The organism is Micromonospora sp. NPDC049175, assembly GCF_043197345.1.
Taxonomy (GTDB): Bacteria; Actinomycetota; Actinomycetes; order Mycobacteriales; family Micromonosporaceae; genus Micromonospora.
Genome location: NZ_JBICSY010000001.1, coordinates 901,687 through 918,694, shown reverse-complemented (window position 1 = coordinate 918,694; position 17,008 = coordinate 901,687). Strand labels below are relative to the sequence as shown.

The window sequence follows — 17,008 nt, the reverse complement described above, 5'->3', positions numbered from 1 at the left end:
CGCCGGGCCGGGGGCTGGGCTCATTCAGCCAAACGAAACGGGCGAGGGACGGGTGGGATGGCTTCCCGCAGTGCAAGTTTGCGCACCAAGGTTGTGGCCCTGCTGCTCTCGCTCGCCGCGCTATGGGCGTTCGCGGCCTGGGTGACCCTGCGCGACGGTCTCAACGTGCTCGGTGTGCAGACGCTCGACGCGCAGGTCGCCGAGCCCAGTGAGGCGCTGCGCAGCGAGCTCCAGCAGGAGCGTCGGATGTCGGTGGCCTATCTCGGGCGGCCCAACCCGGAGCTGGCGCAGCAGTTGAAGGGTCAGCAGCAGCGCACCGACGAGGAGGCCGCCGCCTTCACCAAGGCGGCCCGCAACTGGCGCGCGGAACTCGCCTCGAGCGACGAACTGGTCTCGCGGATCGACCAGGTGGCCACCCGGTTGGACGCGCTCGGCCCGATGCGTGCGGCAGTCGCGGCCGGATCGGTGGACCGCGCCGGCGCGGCGGCCGCGTACACCGGGGTTCTCGACTCGCTCTTCCGGGTGTACGCGGCCCTGGGTCAGCTCGACGACCCGGAGATCGCCAAGGACACCCTCACCCTCACCCAGTTGGTGCGGGTGCGGGAGTTGATGTCGCAGGAGGACGCCCTCTTCGCCGGCATGGCGGCCGCCGGTCGGATCAATGCGCAGGAGTACGCCCAGTTCGCGCACCTGGTTGGCGCGCAACGGTTCCTCGTCGCCGAGGCCGTGGCCGAGTTGCCCGACGCCGACCGGCAACGGTACGTCACGATGACCGAGGGCCAGGCCTTCACCCAGCTGCGCGCCATCGAGGACAGGATGGTCGTCAGCGGGCGCCCGAACGCGCCGCTGCCGGTCGAGGCCGAAGCCTGGCAGGCCGCGATGGCCCCCGCCCTGGAGGAGCAGGAGTCCGCAGTTCTCGCCAGTGGTGACGCGCTGGTGAAGCGGGCCACCCCGGTGGCGATCTGGGTCGTCGTCCGGCTGGTGCTCGCCGCCGGTCTGGGTCTGCTCGCCGTCATCGCCTCCATCGTCGTCTCGATCACCACGGCACGGACCCTGCTGCGCCAGTTGGGCCGACTGCGCGACGCCGCCTGGCAGCTCGCCGACGAGCGGCTGCCGCGCGTCGTGGAGCGGCTCGGGCGTGGCGAGGAGGTCGACGTGGCCACCGAGGCACCTCCGCTGGAGTTCGGCACCGACGAGATCGGCCAGGTCGGCAAGGCGTTCAACGCCGTCCAGGAGACCGCCCTGCGCACCGCGGTCCAGCAGGCCGACCTGCGTCGCAACGTCCGCGAGGTCTTCCTCAGCCTGGCCCGCCGCACCCAGGCACTCGTACACCGCCAGCTCACCCTGCTGGACGCGATGGAGCGCCGCGAACACGACGCGGACGAGTTGGAGGACCTCTTCCGGGTCGACCACCTCGCCACCCGGATGCGCCGCAACGCGGAGAACCTGATCGTGCTCTCCGGCTCCACCCCCGGTCGGGCCTGGCGGCGCAACGTCCCGATGGTCGACGTGGTGCGCGGCGCCGTGGCCGAGGTCGAGGACTACACCCGCGTCAACGTGCTGCCGCTCGGCCGGGTCTCGCTCGCGGGCCGCGCCGTCGGCGACATGATCCACCTGCTCGCCGAGCTGATCGAGAACGGCCTCTCGTTCTCCCCACCGCACACCACTGTCGAGCTTCGCGGCCAGGTGGTGTCCAACGGGTTCGCCATCGAGATCGAGGACCGGGGCCTCGGCATGAGCGAGGAGGATCTGGCCGCCGCGAACCACCGCATCGTCGACCAGTCCGAGTTGAACCTCGCCAACGCCACCCGCCTCGGGCTCTACGTGGTGAGCCGGCTGACCGAGCGGCACGGCGTACGGGTGCGGCTCAAGGAGTCCGCGTACGGCGGCACGACGGCCGTCGTGCTGATCCCCCTGGAACTGGTCACCGAGGACGCTGCCGACCCGGAGGACTCGGGCGAGATCCGCTCCGGCTCGGCCATCCCGCTGCCGTCGGGGCCGTCCGGCACCAGCGGCCGCCCCGCCCTCCTCGCGCCGGTCGGGGCGACCGCGTCGACGACCAGCACCCGCGAGACCCCCGACGTGGTGACCCCGCCGGCACCCGTGTCGGACGACTCCGCCACCCCGGAGGTCGTGGCCGACGAGGGCGGCGGCCTGCCCACCCGGCAGCGGACAGCCCCGACCACCGGCGGCTCCGAGCTTCCCGTCCGAGCCCGGCGTGTCCCGGGCCTGCCAGCCCTGGAGGCCCCCACGGTGCCCACCGGCCTGCCCGCGGTCGACGGCAAACGATCGACCGAGAGCCGCGACGCGCCGGACGCGGCCAGCGACGGTGGTCCCGAGGCCGAGGCCGAGGCGGCCCGGACCGACTCGGGCCTGCCGGTCCGCGTCCGACAGGCGAACATCGTCCCCGAGTTGCGCGACGACCCGGCGGCCAGCGAGACCGACGACGACGAGGACGTGGTACGCCCGCCGGAGCAGGTGCGCCGCATGATGAGCTCGTACCAGACCGGCACCCGGCGTGGTCGGACCGACGCGGCACGACTGCTCGGCGGCGCCCCCGGCACCCCGGCGGAGTCAACCCCCGAGCTGACCGACGACGACCCGAAAGCGACCTGACCGAGCGCTGGTTTTCCGCGCGGTGTGACGGTCAGCCCGATACGAGAACGGCGCACAGCCGGGCGAGAAGAGGACGACGAAGTGGCGCAGAAGACGGCTTCGAGTGCCGACCTGACGTGGTTACTTGATGACCTGGTGGGCCGGGTGAAGCAGGCCGAGCACGCGGTCGCGCTCTCCACCGACGGTCTGCTGATGGCTTCCTCCCAGGGGTTGAGCCGGGACGACGGCGAGCACCTCGCCGCGATGGCGGCCGGCATCCAGAGCCTGGCCCGGGGCGCCGGTAAGCGCTTCGGCGGCGGGCAGGTGCAGCAGACCATCATCGAGATGCAGTCGTCGTTCCTGTTCGTCACCGCGGCCGGCCGCAACGCCTGCCTGGCGGTGCTGGCCAGCGAGGACGCCGACGTCGGTCTGATCGCCTACGAGATGGCGATGCTCGTCACCCGCGTCGGCAAGTACGTCGCGTCGCCGTCCCGCACAGAGCAGCCGGCCGGCGAGAGGTAGCGGTGATGACGGTCCAGGGGGAGTCCGCAGACCATCAGTGGGTGGATGACCATGCGGGTCCGGTGGTGCGCCCGTACGCGGTGACGCGCGGGCGGGCCCGACCGGTCACCGGCACATTCGATCTGATCTCCCTGGTCACCGCGACCCGAGCCGAGGTGACGCCGGAGGTTGGTCTCGGCCCGGAGCACCTGGCGATCGTCGGACTGTGCCAACGCATACAGTCCGTCGCCGAGATCGCCGCTCATCTCGACCTGCCGGTGGGCACCATCCGGGTGCTCCTCGGTGACCTGGCGGCTCGCAGCCTCGTGCAGGTCCGCGAGCCGCACACCACTGCCGGCCTTCCCGACAACAGCATCTTCGAGGCGGTAATCAATGGACTACGGGCACTCTGACCGGCCGGCGGGAGCGACCCCACTGCCCACCGCGATCAAGATCCTGGTCGCTGGCGGCTTCGGCGTGGGCAAGACGACCATGGTCGGTGCGGTCAGCGAGACCCGGCCGTTGCGCACCGAGGAGGTGCTGACGGAGTCGGGGGTCGGCATCGACGACCTGTCCGGGGTGGAGGGTAAGACCACCACCACCGTGGCCATGGACTTCGGCCGGATCACCATCAGCGACGACCTGGTGCTGTACCTGTTCGGCACGCCCGGCCAGGACCGGTTCTGGTTCGTCTGGGACGAGTTGGCGTTGGGCGCCATCGGCGCGGTGGTGCTGGCCGACACCCGCCGCCTCGCCGACTGCTTCCCGTCGATCGACTACTTCGAGGGCCGGGGCACGCCCTTCGTGGTGGCGGTGAACTGCTTCGCGGGTTCCCGGCAGTACCGGCTCGACGAGGTGCAGGCCGCGCTGAACCTGGACCCGGGAGTGCCGGTGCTGCTGTGCGACGCCCGGCAGCGCGAGTCCAGCAAGGAGGTGCTCGTCACGCTGATGGAGCACGCCATGAAGACCCGTGAGGCCCGCCGCCGCGCCAACGGAAACTGACAGAGATTTTTCGGGGGAGGGTGTCCGGAACGCTGTCCGCCGATCGTCATGCTGGCGAAACCCCGAGAAACCAGGGAGCGACCAGATGAAGTACCTGATGTTCGTGTGCAGCGACACCGAGCCGGACACCGACCCCACCGAGCTACCCGACATCCACAAGTGGGTGGCGGAGAACGACGCTCGTGGCCGCCGCCTGACCGGCAACGTACTGGCGGCGACGACAGCGGCCACCACCGTCCGTGTCCGCGACGGTGAGCTGCTCGTCTCCGAGGGCCCGTTCGCGGAGACCACGGAAGTGATCGTGGGCTTCGACCTGCTCGACTGCGCCGACCTGGACGAGGCGATCGAGGTGGCCCGCACCCACCCGATGGCCCGCCAGGGGCGACTGGAGTTGCGCCCGTTCGCGGCCCTGACCGACTGACGCGGTTGTCCACCCCGCAGCGCCGGCCGGCGCGTACCCGGGAACCGGCCGGCGCGGCGGCGGAGGCGGTCGCCGCCGCCGGCGTCGAGGCGTACCCCCGGATCGTGGCGACCCTGATCCGGGTGACCGGGGACTGGGCGTTGGCCGAGGACTGCGCCCAGGAGGCGCTGGCCGTCGCCCTGGAGCGCTGGCCCGGTGACGGTGTGCCGACCAACCCGGGTGGCTGGCTCATGACCGTGGCCCGCAACCGCGCGCTCGACGTGCTGCGCCGGGCCACGGTGGAGCGCCGCAAGCTGCACGACCTGGCCCTCCTCACGCCCGTCGACGCGCAGCCCGAGGTGCGGGAGGACGTGGTGGACGACCGACTACGCCTGATCTTCACCTGCTGCCACCCGGCGCTGGCCCTGGACGCCCGGGTGGCGTTGACGCTGCGAACCGTCTGCGGCGTGCCGACCGCGGACATCGCCCGACTGCTGCTGGTCAGCGAGTCGACGATGACCCGACGCCTGACCCGGGCGCGGACCCGCATCGCGCAGGCCGGCATCCCATACCGGGTGCCGACCGGCCCGGCGCTCACCGAGCGGCTGCCCGGCGTCCTCGCCGTGCTGTACCTGCTGTTCACCCGGGGTTACGTCGCCGACGGCGAGCCGGCGTTCGCCGAGGAGGCGGTCCGGCTGGCCCGGCTGCTCGACCGGCTGATGCCGGAGCAGTCCGAGGTGACCGCGCTGCTGGCGCTGGTCCTGTTGCAGCACTCCCGTCGGGACGCCCGCCGCGACGCCGCCGGCAACCTGCTCACCCTGCAACGGCAGGACCGCGACAGGTGGGACCGCGCCGGCATCGCCGAGGGCCTGGCCGCGCTCGATCGGGTACGCCAGGACGGGCCGTACGCGTGGCAGGCGCGGATCGCCGCCTGCCACGCCACCGCGACGTCCGCCGACGCCACCGACTGGCCGACCATCGCGCGGGCCTACGACGCGCTGGTCGGCGGCCGACCCGCACCGGTGATCGCGCTCAACCGCGCTGTCGCGCACGGTTACGCGTACGGCCCGGCCGCCGGGTTGGACCTGCTCGACGCGGCACACGCCGGGGGAGGGCTGGACGGCAACCCGCTGGCCGTGGCCGTGCGGGCCGATCTGGTGGCCCGCCAGGGCGACCGGCTGCGCGCGGCCACCCTGTTCCGCGAGGCCGCGGCGGCGGTCGGCTCGGCCGCCGAACGCCGCGCGCTGCTCGACCGGGCCGCCGAACTCGCCAGGTAGGACTGGGGGTCAGCCGCTGGGGCCACCTCGCGGCCGGTGCCGAACGCATCGTCGCCCGAAAGGCATTCGGACCTATCGACGTCCTGGTCAACAACATCGGCCCGTGGTGACCTTCCTGGCCTCGGACGCTGCCCGCTGGATCACTGGGGAAGTGTTGTTCGCCAGCGGTGACCAGCGATGACTGGCACCCACCTGTCGTGCGCGCCTGCCGCGTCGTGGCCTCTCAGCCCCGCGGTGCGACCCGGATACGGTTCCCGTCAGGATCGGCTGCGAGGAAGGTCAGCCCAAACCCCGCATCATGAGGCTCCTGCAGGATCGTGACCCCCTTGGACTGCCACTGCTTGAAGATCGCGTTGACCTCGTCGGGTCCACCGCCGCCGATGGCCAGGCAAACCTCACTGGTACGCGGGACGTCCGGCGACAGATCCTCGAACTGGCCAGACCACACTGCGAGGTCAGCGCCCGGCCCGAGGTCGAAGGTGATGTATCCCGGAGTCTCGAACGAGGGGCTCATGTCAAGGAGGTCGCCGTAGAAACGAGCTGCCGCGGGAGCGTCGTTCACATAGACGATGGACACGACGGATCTGGTCATGGTTGTTCCTTCTCACTGCTCGTAGGTCTGCATCCACCAGCCTGGCCGGAATATGCGCCGTATCGTGTCGCAATTTCCTGGAAAACTTCGCGTGTGAAACCGGACCGCTTCTTCGCACTGATGCTGCTGCTCGAATCGAGGGATGGCGCGACCACCCAGGGACTTGCCTCGGCGCTCGGGGTTTCCCTCCGAACCATCACCCGGGACCTGAACTGGCTCCGCGACGCCGGTCTGCCGGTGACCGCACACCGGGGCCGCCTCGGCGGCGTGACCATGCTGCCCGGGTCCGGGCTCGATCTCACGCGACTCACGCCCGTCGAGCATGATCATCTTTCGCTCATTGGGCTGGATGAGAAGCAACGCGCGGAGCTCAACACCTCGGTCGAGAGCCGACGCGCGCTCGCCAAGCTCGCCGCGACACAGTCACGTCGAGTTCATGAACTCCTGCCGCTCACCGACGTCGTGCACGTGGACAGCCGTCCCTGGCACCAGACACGAGCTTCCGGCACGACTCCGGCTTCACTGATCGGCGCAGTGCGGCGAGGTCGCCAGCTACGGATTGCTTACGACAGCCCACGCGAGCCATGCCCCCGTGACCTGGTCGTGGATTCCTACGGGCTGCTCGCCAAGGCCGGCATCTGGTACCTCGTCGCCGACTGTGCCCGAGTGCCACGGATGTACCGACTCGAACGGATCACCACGTGGAAAGAAGTCGACCAGCCACGACGGCTCCGCGACAACCAGACCCTGGCCACCGTCGCTGCGGCGCTCATTGATCAGTGGGAACACAGCCACGCGATAGAGGTCAGCGCCACCATCGACCAGAACCAGATCGAGAGAGCGCAACGGATCTTTGGCCTACGACTCGTCCGGGACGACGATGAAGAATCCGCCACCGGCCACAGGGTGACAATCCGCTTCCTGAATCTGGAGGACGTGCGAGCACTACTGCCGTTCGGGAACGCCGTCACTGTGCATGGCCCCACCGAAGCCAGGGCTCACCTCCGGGACCTCGCCACCAACCTCGCCCACCACTACGCGCCGTCACCAACGTCCTGAACAGCGCCACCTAGTTGTCCTCCTCGCGCTGTCGGCCGAGCAGGAGGGCAAGGGTGCCCCCTGGCCGCTCGTCGTCGACGGCGCTGCAGCAGTAGCGGGCACCAGAACCCGTCGGCAAGCTCGGTCGGCCCGATCGCCGCCGCAACACGCTGGGACTTGACAGGGAATCTTTGCGTCCTTTGCTCTGCACCCGCCCATGCGCCAGTTACGGACCGTTCGTGGTGCACGGGCGGGTGCAGAGCAAAGGACGCAACCTGAACCGGGCGGCGGGTCTGGCTGCCCACTGAGGGCGGCGACAACCCATCGGCCCGCCGCCACGACCGGGCCGATGGAGGCCGCTGCCGAGTCGAGAGCGCGGAGAAGCGAAAGGGCCGCTCCCCGCAAGCGCGGAGAGCGGCCCTTTCGCCGCCGTCGGTACGTCAGTTGGCGATCATGCGGCGCATCCCCGTTGGACACTGGCCGGCGACCGATAAGGTGGCCGCATGGAACTGCCGTTCGAAACTGCTCTGCGCGGTTACGACATGCGTGCGGTCGAGAGTCTCTTCGCCGAGGTCGACAGGGCTCTGGCCATCGACAGCGCGGTGTCCCGGGCTGCCGCGCGCGACGCGCTGCGGGGGGCCAGCCTGCGACGGCGCCTACGTGGCTACGAGATGGGGCAGGTGGATGCGGCGATAGACCAACGGCTGGCTTCGCTCGCGCTCCCGGACACCCCGAGCGGGCCGGCGTGACCGACCGGCATGACGCGGTAGCCGTTCGACTCCGGGCGCTCTGACCGCGAGCCCTTTCTCGGCGTGGACGGCGAAGGCCGCCCCCGCCGGAGCGGGAGCGGCCTTCGACCAGCCGTACGCGATCAGTTGGCGATCATGCGGCGCAGCACGTACTGCAGGATGCCGCCGTGCCGGTAGTAGTCCGCCTCACCGGGGGTGTCGATCCGCACCACGGCGTCGAACTCTACGCCGGTGTCGGTGTTGACCCGCACGGTGCGCGGGGTGTCCCCGTCGTTGATGGCGGTCACCCCGGTGATGCTGAACGTCTCCGTGCCGGTGAGACCGAGCGACTCGGCGGTGACATCCACCGGGAACTGCAACGGCAGCACGCCCATGCCGATCAGGTTGGAGCGGTGGATCCGCTCGTACGACTCGGCGATGACCGCCCGGACACCCAGCAACATGGTGCCCTTGGCCGCCCAGTCCCGCGACGAACCCGAGCCGTACTCCTTGCCGGCCAGCACGACGAGCGGGATGCCCGCCTCCTGGTAGGCCACCGAGGCGTCGTAGATCGAGGACTGCTCACCGGTGAGGTGGTTGACGGTGAAGCCACCCTCCACCCCGGGGACCAGCTGGTTGCGCAGCCGGATGTTGGCGAACGTGCCCCGGATCATCACCTCGTGGTTGCCCCGCCGGGAGCCGTACGAGTTGAACTCGTGGCGCGGCACACCGTGCTCGGCCAGGTACGTCCCGGCCGGGGAGTCGACCTTGATCGCGCCGGCCGGCGAGATGTGGTCGGTGGTCACCGAGTCACCCAGCTTGGCCAGCACCCGGGCGCCGGAGATGTCCACGACCGGGCTCGGCTCCTGCTGCATGCCCTCGAAGTACGGGGGCTTACGCACGTAGGTGGAGTCGCTCTCCCAGGCGAAGGTGTCGCCGGTCGGGGTGGGCAGCGACTGCCACCGCTCGTCGCCGGCGAAGACATCGGCGTACGCGGCACTGAACCCGGTCGCGCCGATCGCCTGGGCGATGACGTCCTGGATCTCGGTGCTGTTCGGCCAGATCTCCCGCAGGTAGACCGGGTTGCCCTCGGTGTCCTCACCGATCGGCTCGTTGGCCAGGTCGATGTCCATCGTGCCGGCGAGGGCGTACGCGACCACGAGCGGCGGGGACGCCAGGTAGTTCATCTTGACGTCCGGGTTGATCCGGCCCTCGAAGTTGCGGTTGCCCGACAGCACCGAGACGACCGACAGGTCGTGCTCGTTGACCGCGGCGGACACCTCCTCGGGCAGCGGGCCCGAGTTGCCGATGCAGGTGGTGCAGCCGTAGCCGACCAGGTTGAAGCCGAGCTTGTCCAGGTACGGCGTGAGGCCGGCCCGCTCGTAGTAGTCCATGACGACCTTCGAGCCCGGCGCCAGGGTGGTCTTCACCCACGGCTTGCGGGTCAGGCCCTTGTCGACGGCGTTGCGCGCCAGCAGCGCGGCGCCGATCATCACCTGCGGGTTGGACGTGTTGGTGCAGGAGGTGATCGCGGCGATCACCACTGCACCGTGGTCCAGCTCGTACTCGACGCCGTCGGCGCCGGTGACCCGTACCGGCTTGCTGGCCCGGCCTCCCGCGCCGACCGCCGCGGTCTCCAGGTCGCGCGGCTCGTCGGCCGGGTCGCTGAAGTCGTTTGCCGGCGGGTCGCTGGCCGGGAAGGACTCGGCGCTGGCCTCGTCGGCCGGCCCGTTGGCGCCGCGCGGCAGCTCCTCGCGGGGAACGCCCGGCTTGAAGTCGCGCTCACCGGCGGAGTCGTCGCCCACGTAGTCGGTAAGCGCCGAGCGGAACAGCGTCTTGGCGCTGCCCAGCGGCACCCGGTCCTGCGGGCGCTTCGGGCCGGCGAGCGACGGCTCGATGGTGCCGAGATCCAGCTCCAGGCGCTCCGAGTAGTCCGGCTCGTGGTCCGGGTCGTGCCAGAGGCCCTGCTCCTTGGCGTACGCCTCGACGAGGGCGACCTGCGCGGCGTCGCGGCCGGTCAGCTCCAGGTAGCGGATCGTCTCCGCGTCGATCGGGAAGATCGCCACGGTGGAGCCGTACTCCGGGGACATGTTGCCGATGGTGGCCCGGTTGGCAAGCGGCACGGCGCTCACGCCGGGGCCGTAGAACTCGACGAACTTGCCGACCACGCCGTGCTTACGCAGCATCTCGGTGATGGTCAGCACCAGGTCGGTGGCGGTGGTGCCGGCCGGCATCTCGCCGGAGAGCTTGAAGCCCACCACCCGGGGGATCAGCATGCTGACCGGCTGGCCGAGCATCGCGGCCTCGGCCTCGATGCCGCCGACGCCCCAGCCCAGCACGCCCAGGCCGTTGACCATTGTGGTGTGCGAGTCGGTGCCGACAACGGTGTCCGGGTACGCCTGGCCGCCGCGCTCCATGATGGTGCGGGCCAGGTACTCGATGTTCACCTGGTGCACGATGCCGGTGCCCGGCGGGACGACCTTGAACTCGTTGAACGCGGTCTGGCCCCAGCGCAGGAACTGGTAGCGCTCCTTGTTGCGCTCGTACTCCAGCTCGACGTTGCGGGCGAACGCGTCCTCGCGGCCGAACAGGTCGGCGATCACCGAGTGGTCGATGACCAGCTCGGCCGGGGCGAGGGGGTTGACCTTGCTGGCGTCGCCGCCCAGGTCACGCACTGCCTCGCGCATGGTGGCCAGGTCGACCACGCAGGGCACGCCGGTGAAGTCCTGCATGAGCACCCGCGCCGGGGTGAACTGGATCTCGACGCTCGGGGCGGCGGTGGAGTCCCACGCGCCGAGCTGCTCGATGTGGTCGGCGGTGATGTTCGCGCCGTCCTCGGTCCGCAGCAGGTTCTCCAGCAGGATCTTCAAGCTGTACGGCAGCCGCGCGTGGCCGTCCACCTTGTCGATCTTGAAAATCTCGTAGCTCGCGTCTCCGACGCGTAGCTGGGTCTTCGCACCGAAGGTGTCGAGGCTCGCCACGTCGTACTCCTTCACACCAGCGACCGTGAGTAGTCCTGAGCAGTCTGTCGCACCGGTCGGGGTACCGCCGAGGTTAGGTGACACTTACCGCCGATTACGCTCTCAACAAAACCGTACGTCCGTCTTGCTATTTGCGCAACCCGAGCGCCGACCCTGGGTCCACTCCCATCCCTAGCCTCCTAGGACGGTCTGCGGGGTGTGAGGGACCTGCCGGGCCAGCCGGCCACGGGTAGGGTTCGAGGCCCGGTCGGAGAAGGGGTCAACCGTGTTCGACGTCCAGCACTGGCTCGAGTCGCTGCCACCGATCGCGGTCTACCTGCTGGTCGGCGGCATCATCGGCGTGGAGAGCATGGGCATCCCCCTGCCCGGTGAGATCGTCCTGGTCAGCTCCGCACTGCTCGCCGCCACAGGCGTGGTCGAACCGGAGTGGGTCGCCACCGCCGCGGCCACCGGAGCGATCGTCGGCGACTCCATCGGGTACGCGGTCGGCCGTCGCGGTGGTCGCCCACTGCTGGCTCGACTGGGCCGGCGCTTCCCCCGTCATCTCGGTCCCGCCCAACTCGTCCGGGCCGAACAGAGCTTCGCCCGCTACGGCGTCTGGGCGGTGTTCTTCGGCCGCTTCGTGGCGCTGCTGCGGATCCTGGCCGGCCCGCTCGCCGGGGCACTGCACGTGCCGTACCGGCGGTTCCTGGTGGCCAACGCCGCTGGCGGGCTGGTCTGGGCGTTCGGCACCACCTACCTGTTGTTCAGCGTGGGCCGGGCGGCCGAGCACTGGCTCAAGGACATCTCCTGGGCCGGGCTGGTCCTCGCGGTGCTCGCCGGGCTCGGCAGCACCTGGTGGCTGCGCCGACGGGCCCACCGCATCGAGGCAGCCACCCCAGCGGCGGCCGGCGAGCCAGCGGCGGACGCTGGGCCGGTGGCGGACACCAAGCCGGCGGGCGTGGGTCGGGAACCCTGATTCGAGTACGCCGAAGGGCCGGCCCCTGGTTGGGGTCCGGCCCTTCGGTGTGTGTGGGTGGTGTGGGTCAGCTGGTGGCGTAGCCGCGGGTGGCGATCCAGTCCGCGAGGTGCTCGACGCTGATCTGGTACGCGGCCTGGTTGGGGTCGGCGGAGTCGGCGATGGTGACGGTGTTGCCGTTGTCGCGGTAGCCGACGACGCTGATGTAGTGCCCGCCCTCGTAGGAGTGGGCGACCCCGTCGGTGTCGGTGCTGGTGCCGGCGATGTTGGCGACCACGGCCCGGCCGTCATCGACGGTCTTGACGACATCGGCGCGCAGGGTGTCGGTCTGCTTGGCGTCGGCGTCGGGGCTGCTGATCTCCACGGACCGGTAGGCGTCGTTCTTACCGGTCTCCTTGTTCAGCACCGGGGTGATGTCGTTGATGGAGTTGGTGCCGGCCTCGGTGGTGCCCATTTCCTTGGCCATGTCGTCGACGTTGATGTTCTTGCCCTGCACGCTCAGGGCGTTACGGGTCGCGGCGGGCCCGCAGTAGTAGAAGTTCGGCTGCGCCTCGTAGCGCACACCCAGTTCCCGCTCACCGTGGGTCTTGCGGTCGGTCTGGGTCTGTGTGGCCGGCTTGGCCTCCGACGCGGCGTAGGCGGCGGTGACGGGTCCGGCGATGGCTCCGCCGGTGAACGCGAGGCCGGCGGCGGTCAGAGCGGTCTTACGGATCAGATCGGTACGCATGATGGCGTGCTCCTCTGCATCGGGGGAACCCACACAGCACTCAACGGGGGAGGTGCGGCCGTGCGGGGAAGTTCGTGCCCGGCAGCCCTGGAGGGGCCGGCGTCGGGCGGGGGTGTAACGGTGCGGGCTGGCGGGTCATGCCGCCTAGCCGGGGGCTCGGCTGTCAGGGGCCCTCGGCCGTCAGGGGTGCTCGGCTGTCAGGGGCCCTCGGCCGTCAGGGGTGCTCGGCCGTGTGGTGGTGTAACCGTCCGGACCGGCTGCGCATTCCGCCTTACCGGGGCCCGGCCGTTGTGGCACTTGGCGGTGCGGGGGATGTAACCGGGGCGGCCTGCCGGGTGTTCCCGGCCGGGGTCGCGCACTCGGGACTCGTCAGCGGCGGAGGCCGGGCACCAGGACTTGATGGTCGCGGTGGCGTGCCAGGTATAACGACCCCGCCCGGCCGACGATTCCGCCTCGGAGATGGCCCGACCGCCCGATACCCGCCGGTAAACCAGACAAACCAGACAGGGCACCACTTCGCCCGCGGAGGACCCTCCGATTCGGCAGCCTCTCCAGCTTGATCGACTCGGGTTTGGTGAAAGCGCGGTGTCCCGGCGCCGGAGACACCCCGACATCATGAAACGCGAGTGGATCATGCCTGAATGCGTGGTTTGCGCCGGGGATCCGCCGCCGGGCGGCGCCACGAGGCCACGAGGCCACGAGGCCACGAGGCCAAGCGGCCAAGCGGCCAAGCGGCCAAGCGGCCAAGCGGCCAAGCGGCCAAGCGGCCAAGCGGCCAAGCGGCCACGAGGCCAAGCGGCCACGAGGCCAAGCGGCCACGAGGCCAAGCGGCCACGAGGCCAAGCGGCCACGAGGCCAAGCGGCCACGAGGCCAAGAGGCGGAGGACGTGCACCAAACCCGCCCATGATCGTGCTTGATCCAGGAAGTAGTGCCCTGCGCGCGCCGACGAGGCCACTACATCAAGGATCGAGCACGATCATGCGGGGCAGGTGGACCGTCCAGAGAGGGCGGAGGTGGTCAGGCGGGGTCGCGGGGCTCTGCCGCGTCGCCGGCCTGGGCGTGCCGTTCCCGCAGGCGCTGCCGGATCTCCTCCGGGGTGTACGCGCGCCGACGTCGTTCGGCCCGCGCGATGACCACGCCGGAGGCCGCCACGCCAGCGAGGCCGGCCAGCCCGAGGACCTTCCACCACCGCAATCCTTGCCGCATCGGCCTAGGCTAGTCCCTCATGAGCATCAGCCTGGATGAGGCCGTCGAGTTGACCCGTACCGGAGACGTGTGGGTGTTCCGGGGTCGCAGCGTGCCGGACCGGGCCATCCAGTCCCTTACCAACAGCCCGGTCAACCACGTCGGGATGGCGGTCGTGCTGGACGACATGCCCCCGTTGATGTGGCACGCGGAGCTGGGCAGGTCGTTGCCGGACCTGTGGTCGGGCACCCATCAGCGCGGCGTCCAACTGCACGACCTGCGGGACGCGGTCTGCGTGTGGGCGAACAGGTACGGCCAACGGGCCTGGCTGCGGCAGCTCGACCCGCCGGCCGACGCTGAGATGGAGCGGGCGGTGCTGCGGACGATCGCGCGGTTGGACGGCACGCCGTTCCCGTCGACGGCGCAGTTGGCGTGGCGCTGGGTACGTGGTCGGGTGCCGACGCTGCCGCTTCCCGGCCGCCTGTCCGCGCTGCCGCTCGCCGGTCGCCTGTCCGCGCTGGCGCGCCCCGCTCGGCCAACACCTGCGCCAACCCCGGGACCAGCCCCGGCCACCCCCGGCAGCCCGGCCGCCTCCGGTAGCCCGGCCGCCTCCGGTAGCCCGGCCGCCCCCGGTAGCCCGGCCGCCCCCGGCAGCCCGGCCGCCCCCGGGAGCACGGCCACCTCGGCGGGGGAGCGGGACCGGGCGTTGGAGACGGCGTACTGCGCCGAGGTGGTGGCGGTGACCTATGAGGCCATGGGGTTGCTGCCGGCGGGCCGGCGTCCGAACTGGTATGACCCGGGGCGGTTCTGGAGTGGGGACGACCTTGGCCTTGCCGCCGACGCCCGGTTGGGTTCGGAGATCGAGGTACGGGTGCCGCCGCGCTGAGGTTTGACCTGGGCGATGACTGGCAACTGCTGTGACCGTGAACGCCTCCACGGATCTTGACACGTTGGCCGACTTCTTCGACAGGTACGGCGTGGCGTTGACCTCCGGCGACCTGCCGGCCATCGCTGGCTGTTACGCCCTGCCGGGGTTGGTGGTGGCCGACACCTACAGCTTCTCGTTCACGTCCGCGGCGGCGGTGGCGCTGTCCTTCGTGGGTGCCGCGCCCGACTACCAGGACCGGGAGTTGGTCGCGGCCCACGCCCGGATCGAGGACGTGCAGCCGCTGTCCGCGTTGTTGACGATGGTGGCGGTGGAGTGGGAGTTCTTGGACAGTCGGGGGCAGGCGGTGCCGGGGGAGCGGTACCGGTACCTGCTGCGGCTCGCGGATGGTGGACCACTGATCTGCACGGTTGTCCGGACGGGCTGACCGACCCGGGCCGGTTGGCCCGATCCGTACCCGCCGGGTTTCCGCTGGGTACGGTGCTGGCTACGCTGTCGCCTCGGTGGGACGAGGGGAGACCTGATGGCGGTGCGGCCGGACGGTGCGGCAGGGTCACGAGCTGCGCGATTGTTGGCGTCGATGCCGTGGGTCGTGGTGTTGCTCGGTGTGTGTGCGCTCGTGGTGCTCCTGGTGATCGCGCTGCTGTCGTTCCGGACCAGGGAGCGGGACGCCGCGCCGCGGGCCGCGCCTTCGGTGTTCCTGCCGACCGTGCCGGCCGCCGCGTCGGCCACCGGTGGGCCGACTCCGGCCGCCGTGGAGCGGCGCTCGGTGTCGCCGCGGCCGTCGCGGAGTAGTCGGGCGCCGTCGCCGCGGGCCACCGTGACCGGCGCACCGACTCCGGGACGGACGAGCGCGTCGGCGGTGCCGGTCGTGCCGACGGCGTCGGTCGTGCCGGCGGACGGCGCGGTGGGTGCCCGTTACCAGGTCGGTACGAACGGCTGGGACGGTGACGCCGCGGTGCTGTCGATCGTGAACGAGTCGAGTCGGTCGGTGGACTGGCTCGTGGAGTTGGCGTTCGACGACGACCTGTGGGCTCTGCGGGTCACCGACGACTCGGGCATCTCGGTGCGGGGTCGGGGGGACGGCAGGTTCGTGGTGCGTGGCACGCGTTCGTTGGAGGCGGGTGACTCCCGGACGCTGCGGCTGCGGGTCGGCTGGGGTGAGTCGGCGCAACGGCCGCTCCGGTGCACGATCAACGGGGTCGACTGTCGACTCGGCTGAGCCGGGTCGGATCGGTGGCGTGGCGGGGCGTGTCGTCGGCGCTTCCGGCTCCGGCCGCCGATCGCTAGGCTGCCCGGACGGTGCGCTGAGGGAGGTACATGTCCGGCATGCGTCGTGCCCCGCGACTGTCGCACGGTCCGGCTGCGATCGTGTCGTCGCCCTGGATCGTGGTGGGCGCTGGTGTCCTCGTGATGGTGGTCCTGCTCTTCATGGCTCTGGGCGCGTACCGGGGGCGTAGTCCCGCGCCGGACGGCGCGCCGGTGCCGCCGGTGGTGCCGCTGCCCACGGGCGTGGGCGGGTCGAGCGCTCCCGGCCCGGCATCGTCGTCGCCCCCGCCGGTGCGGCCGGGTTTGTCCGGGCGGGCGAGTGGGTTGCCGCCGAGCACCCCGCCCGGGTCGCGGTCACCGTCGGTCGGCGCGTCTGCCGGCGCGACGGGGGGTACGCCGATGGTGCCGCGGTCACCGAGTGGGGCGCCGCAGGGGCAGCCGGCGATGAGTGGGCGGTACCGGGTGGTGCAGAGCTTCGACGGCGGTTTCATCGGCGAGGTGGCGATGGTCAACAGGTCCGCCGTGAGTCGTGGTTGGACGGTTCGGTTGGAGTTCTCCGGTGGGCGGTTGGTGACCACCTGGGTGGAGGGTGTGCCGCAGGGGACGCTTCGTCAGTCCGGCGACGGTTTCACCTACGTCAGTGGGGTGGACGTGCGGCCCGGTGGTGCGGTGTCGTTGCGGTTCCACCTGGAGCGGACGTCCAGCACCCCGCGGGTCTGCACAGTCGACGGCGTGCGCTGCAGCGGATTCTGAGCGCGACGGCGTGCGCTGCAGCGGATTCTGAGCGGCGCTTCCGCAAGGATGCTGCTGTGTTGCGACCGTGTTTGCAAGTGATTGCAGAATGTTTCGGCAAGGGTTAGCGTGCGGC

At 70.8% G+C, this 17,008-nt stretch carries 17 protein-coding genes; 13 read left to right on the top strand and 4 right to left on the bottom strand.

From position 1 onward, the window contains the following. The first annotated feature begins 57 nt into the window (after positions 1 to 57). The 6 genes from ACGFH8_RS03740 to ACGFH8_RS03715 all read left to right on the top strand — a co-directional run bounded on the left by ACGFH8_RS03740 (position 58) and on the right by ACGFH8_RS03715 (position 5,775). Positions 58 to 2,616 (top strand): nitrate- and nitrite sensing domain-containing protein, encoded by a 2,559-nt coding sequence (locus ACGFH8_RS03740; RefSeq protein WP_393362883.1) that lies wholly within the window; start codon positions 58 to 60, stop codon positions 2,614 to 2,616. Between the two features lie 81 nt (positions 2,617 to 2,697). After that, positions 2,698 to 3,117, top strand: coding sequence for a roadblock/LC7 domain-containing protein (locus ACGFH8_RS03735; RefSeq protein ID WP_355032793.1), 420 nt, complete (start codon positions 2,698 to 2,700; stop codon positions 3,115 to 3,117). A 5-nt stretch (positions 3,118 to 3,122) separates the two neighbouring features. Beyond that, positions 3,123 to 3,509 carry a DUF742 domain-containing protein gene (locus ACGFH8_RS03730; protein WP_393362880.1) on the top strand — a complete coding sequence of 129 codons (387 nt, stop codon included), beginning with the start codon at positions 3,123 to 3,125 and terminating at the stop codon, positions 3,507 to 3,509. Then, a complete protein-coding gene (locus ACGFH8_RS03725) occupies positions 3,490 to 4,098 on the top strand; it encodes an ATP/GTP-binding protein (protein ID WP_393362877.1) in 609 nt (202 codons plus the stop codon). The genes ACGFH8_RS03730 and ACGFH8_RS03725 overlap by 20 nt, the downstream gene beginning before the upstream one ends. 85 nt (positions 4,099 to 4,183) lie before the next feature. After that, positions 4,184 to 4,519: a YciI family protein gene (locus tag ACGFH8_RS03720; protein ID WP_393362874.1), complete on the top strand. Its 336-nt coding sequence runs from the start codon at positions 4,184 to 4,186 to the stop codon at positions 4,517 to 4,519. A 5-nt stretch (positions 4,520 to 4,524) separates the two neighbouring features. Beyond that, entirely contained in the window at positions 4,525 to 5,775 is a 1,251-nt protein-coding gene (locus ACGFH8_RS03715; protein ID WP_393362871.1) for an RNA polymerase sigma factor, read from the top strand. Positions 5,776 to 5,998: 223 nt separating this feature from the next. Here ACGFH8_RS03715 and ACGFH8_RS03710 read toward each other — a convergent pair whose 3' ends face one another. Next, positions 5,999 to 6,367: a VOC family protein gene (locus tag ACGFH8_RS03710; RefSeq protein ID WP_393362868.1), complete on the bottom strand. Its 369-nt coding sequence runs from the start codon at positions 6,365 to 6,367 to the stop codon at positions 5,999 to 6,001. Between the two features lie 93 nt (positions 6,368 to 6,460). Between ACGFH8_RS03710 and ACGFH8_RS03705 the strand changes: the two genes are divergently transcribed. Both ACGFH8_RS03705 and ACGFH8_RS03700 read left to right on the top strand, forming a co-directional pair. Then, the gene (locus tag ACGFH8_RS03705) at positions 6,461 to 7,426 is read left to right on the top strand and encodes a helix-turn-helix transcriptional regulator (RefSeq protein ID WP_393362865.1); all 966 of its coding nucleotides are present in this window, start codon (positions 6,461 to 6,463) and stop codon (positions 7,424 to 7,426) included. A 482-nt stretch (positions 7,427 to 7,908) separates the two neighbouring features. Then, entirely contained in the window at positions 7,909 to 8,154 is a 246-nt protein-coding gene (locus tag ACGFH8_RS03700) for a hypothetical protein (RefSeq protein WP_393362863.1), read from the top strand. 122 nt (positions 8,155 to 8,276) lie between these two features. Here ACGFH8_RS03700 and ACGFH8_RS03695 read toward each other — a convergent pair whose 3' ends face one another. Then, positions 8,277 to 11,129 (bottom strand): aconitate hydratase, encoded by a 2,853-nt coding sequence (locus tag ACGFH8_RS03695; RefSeq protein ID WP_393362860.1) that lies wholly within the window; start codon positions 11,127 to 11,129, stop codon positions 8,277 to 8,279. 250 nt (positions 11,130 to 11,379) lie between these two features. On the opposite strand from ACGFH8_RS03695, the gene ACGFH8_RS03690 reads away from it, so the two are divergent. Further along, on the top strand, positions 11,380 to 12,072 hold the full coding sequence (locus ACGFH8_RS03690) for a DedA family protein (protein WP_393362857.1): 693 nt from the start codon (positions 11,380 to 11,382) through the stop codon (positions 12,070 to 12,072). A gap of 67 nt (positions 12,073 to 12,139) precedes the next feature. On the opposite strand, the gene ACGFH8_RS03685 is transcribed toward ACGFH8_RS03690, so the two are convergent. Further along, positions 12,140 to 12,799, bottom strand: coding sequence for a C39 family peptidase (locus ACGFH8_RS03685; RefSeq protein WP_393362854.1), 660 nt, complete (start codon positions 12,797 to 12,799; stop codon positions 12,140 to 12,142). A 1,018-nt stretch (positions 12,800 to 13,817) separates the two neighbouring features. Further along, complete coding sequence (locus ACGFH8_RS03680; protein WP_393364565.1) at positions 13,818 to 14,006, bottom strand: hypothetical protein; 189 nt, start codon at positions 14,004 to 14,006, stop codon at positions 13,818 to 13,820. Between the two features lie 19 nt (positions 14,007 to 14,025). Here ACGFH8_RS03680 and ACGFH8_RS03675 point away from each other — a divergent pair, with 19 nt between their 5' ends. The 4 genes from ACGFH8_RS03675 to ACGFH8_RS03660 all read left to right on the top strand — a co-directional run bounded on the left by ACGFH8_RS03675 (position 14,026) and on the right by ACGFH8_RS03660 (position 16,893). Beyond that, positions 14,026 to 14,871, top strand: coding sequence for a hypothetical protein (locus tag ACGFH8_RS03675; RefSeq protein ID WP_393362851.1), 846 nt, complete (start codon positions 14,026 to 14,028; stop codon positions 14,869 to 14,871). Between the two features lie 37 nt (positions 14,872 to 14,908). Beyond that, positions 14,909 to 15,298 carry a hypothetical protein gene (locus ACGFH8_RS03670; protein ID WP_393362848.1) on the top strand — a complete coding sequence of 130 codons (390 nt, stop codon included), beginning with the start codon at positions 14,909 to 14,911 and terminating at the stop codon, positions 15,296 to 15,298. 153 nt (positions 15,299 to 15,451) lie between these two features. After that, positions 15,452 to 16,093 carry a hypothetical protein gene (locus tag ACGFH8_RS03665; protein WP_393362845.1) on the top strand — a complete coding sequence of 214 codons (642 nt, stop codon included), beginning with the start codon at positions 15,452 to 15,454 and terminating at the stop codon, positions 16,091 to 16,093. A 98-nt stretch (positions 16,094 to 16,191) separates the two neighbouring features. After that, entirely contained in the window at positions 16,192 to 16,893 is a 702-nt protein-coding gene (locus tag ACGFH8_RS03660) for a cellulose binding domain-containing protein (RefSeq protein WP_393362842.1), read from the top strand. Positions 16,894 to 17,008 lie beyond the last annotated feature (115 nt).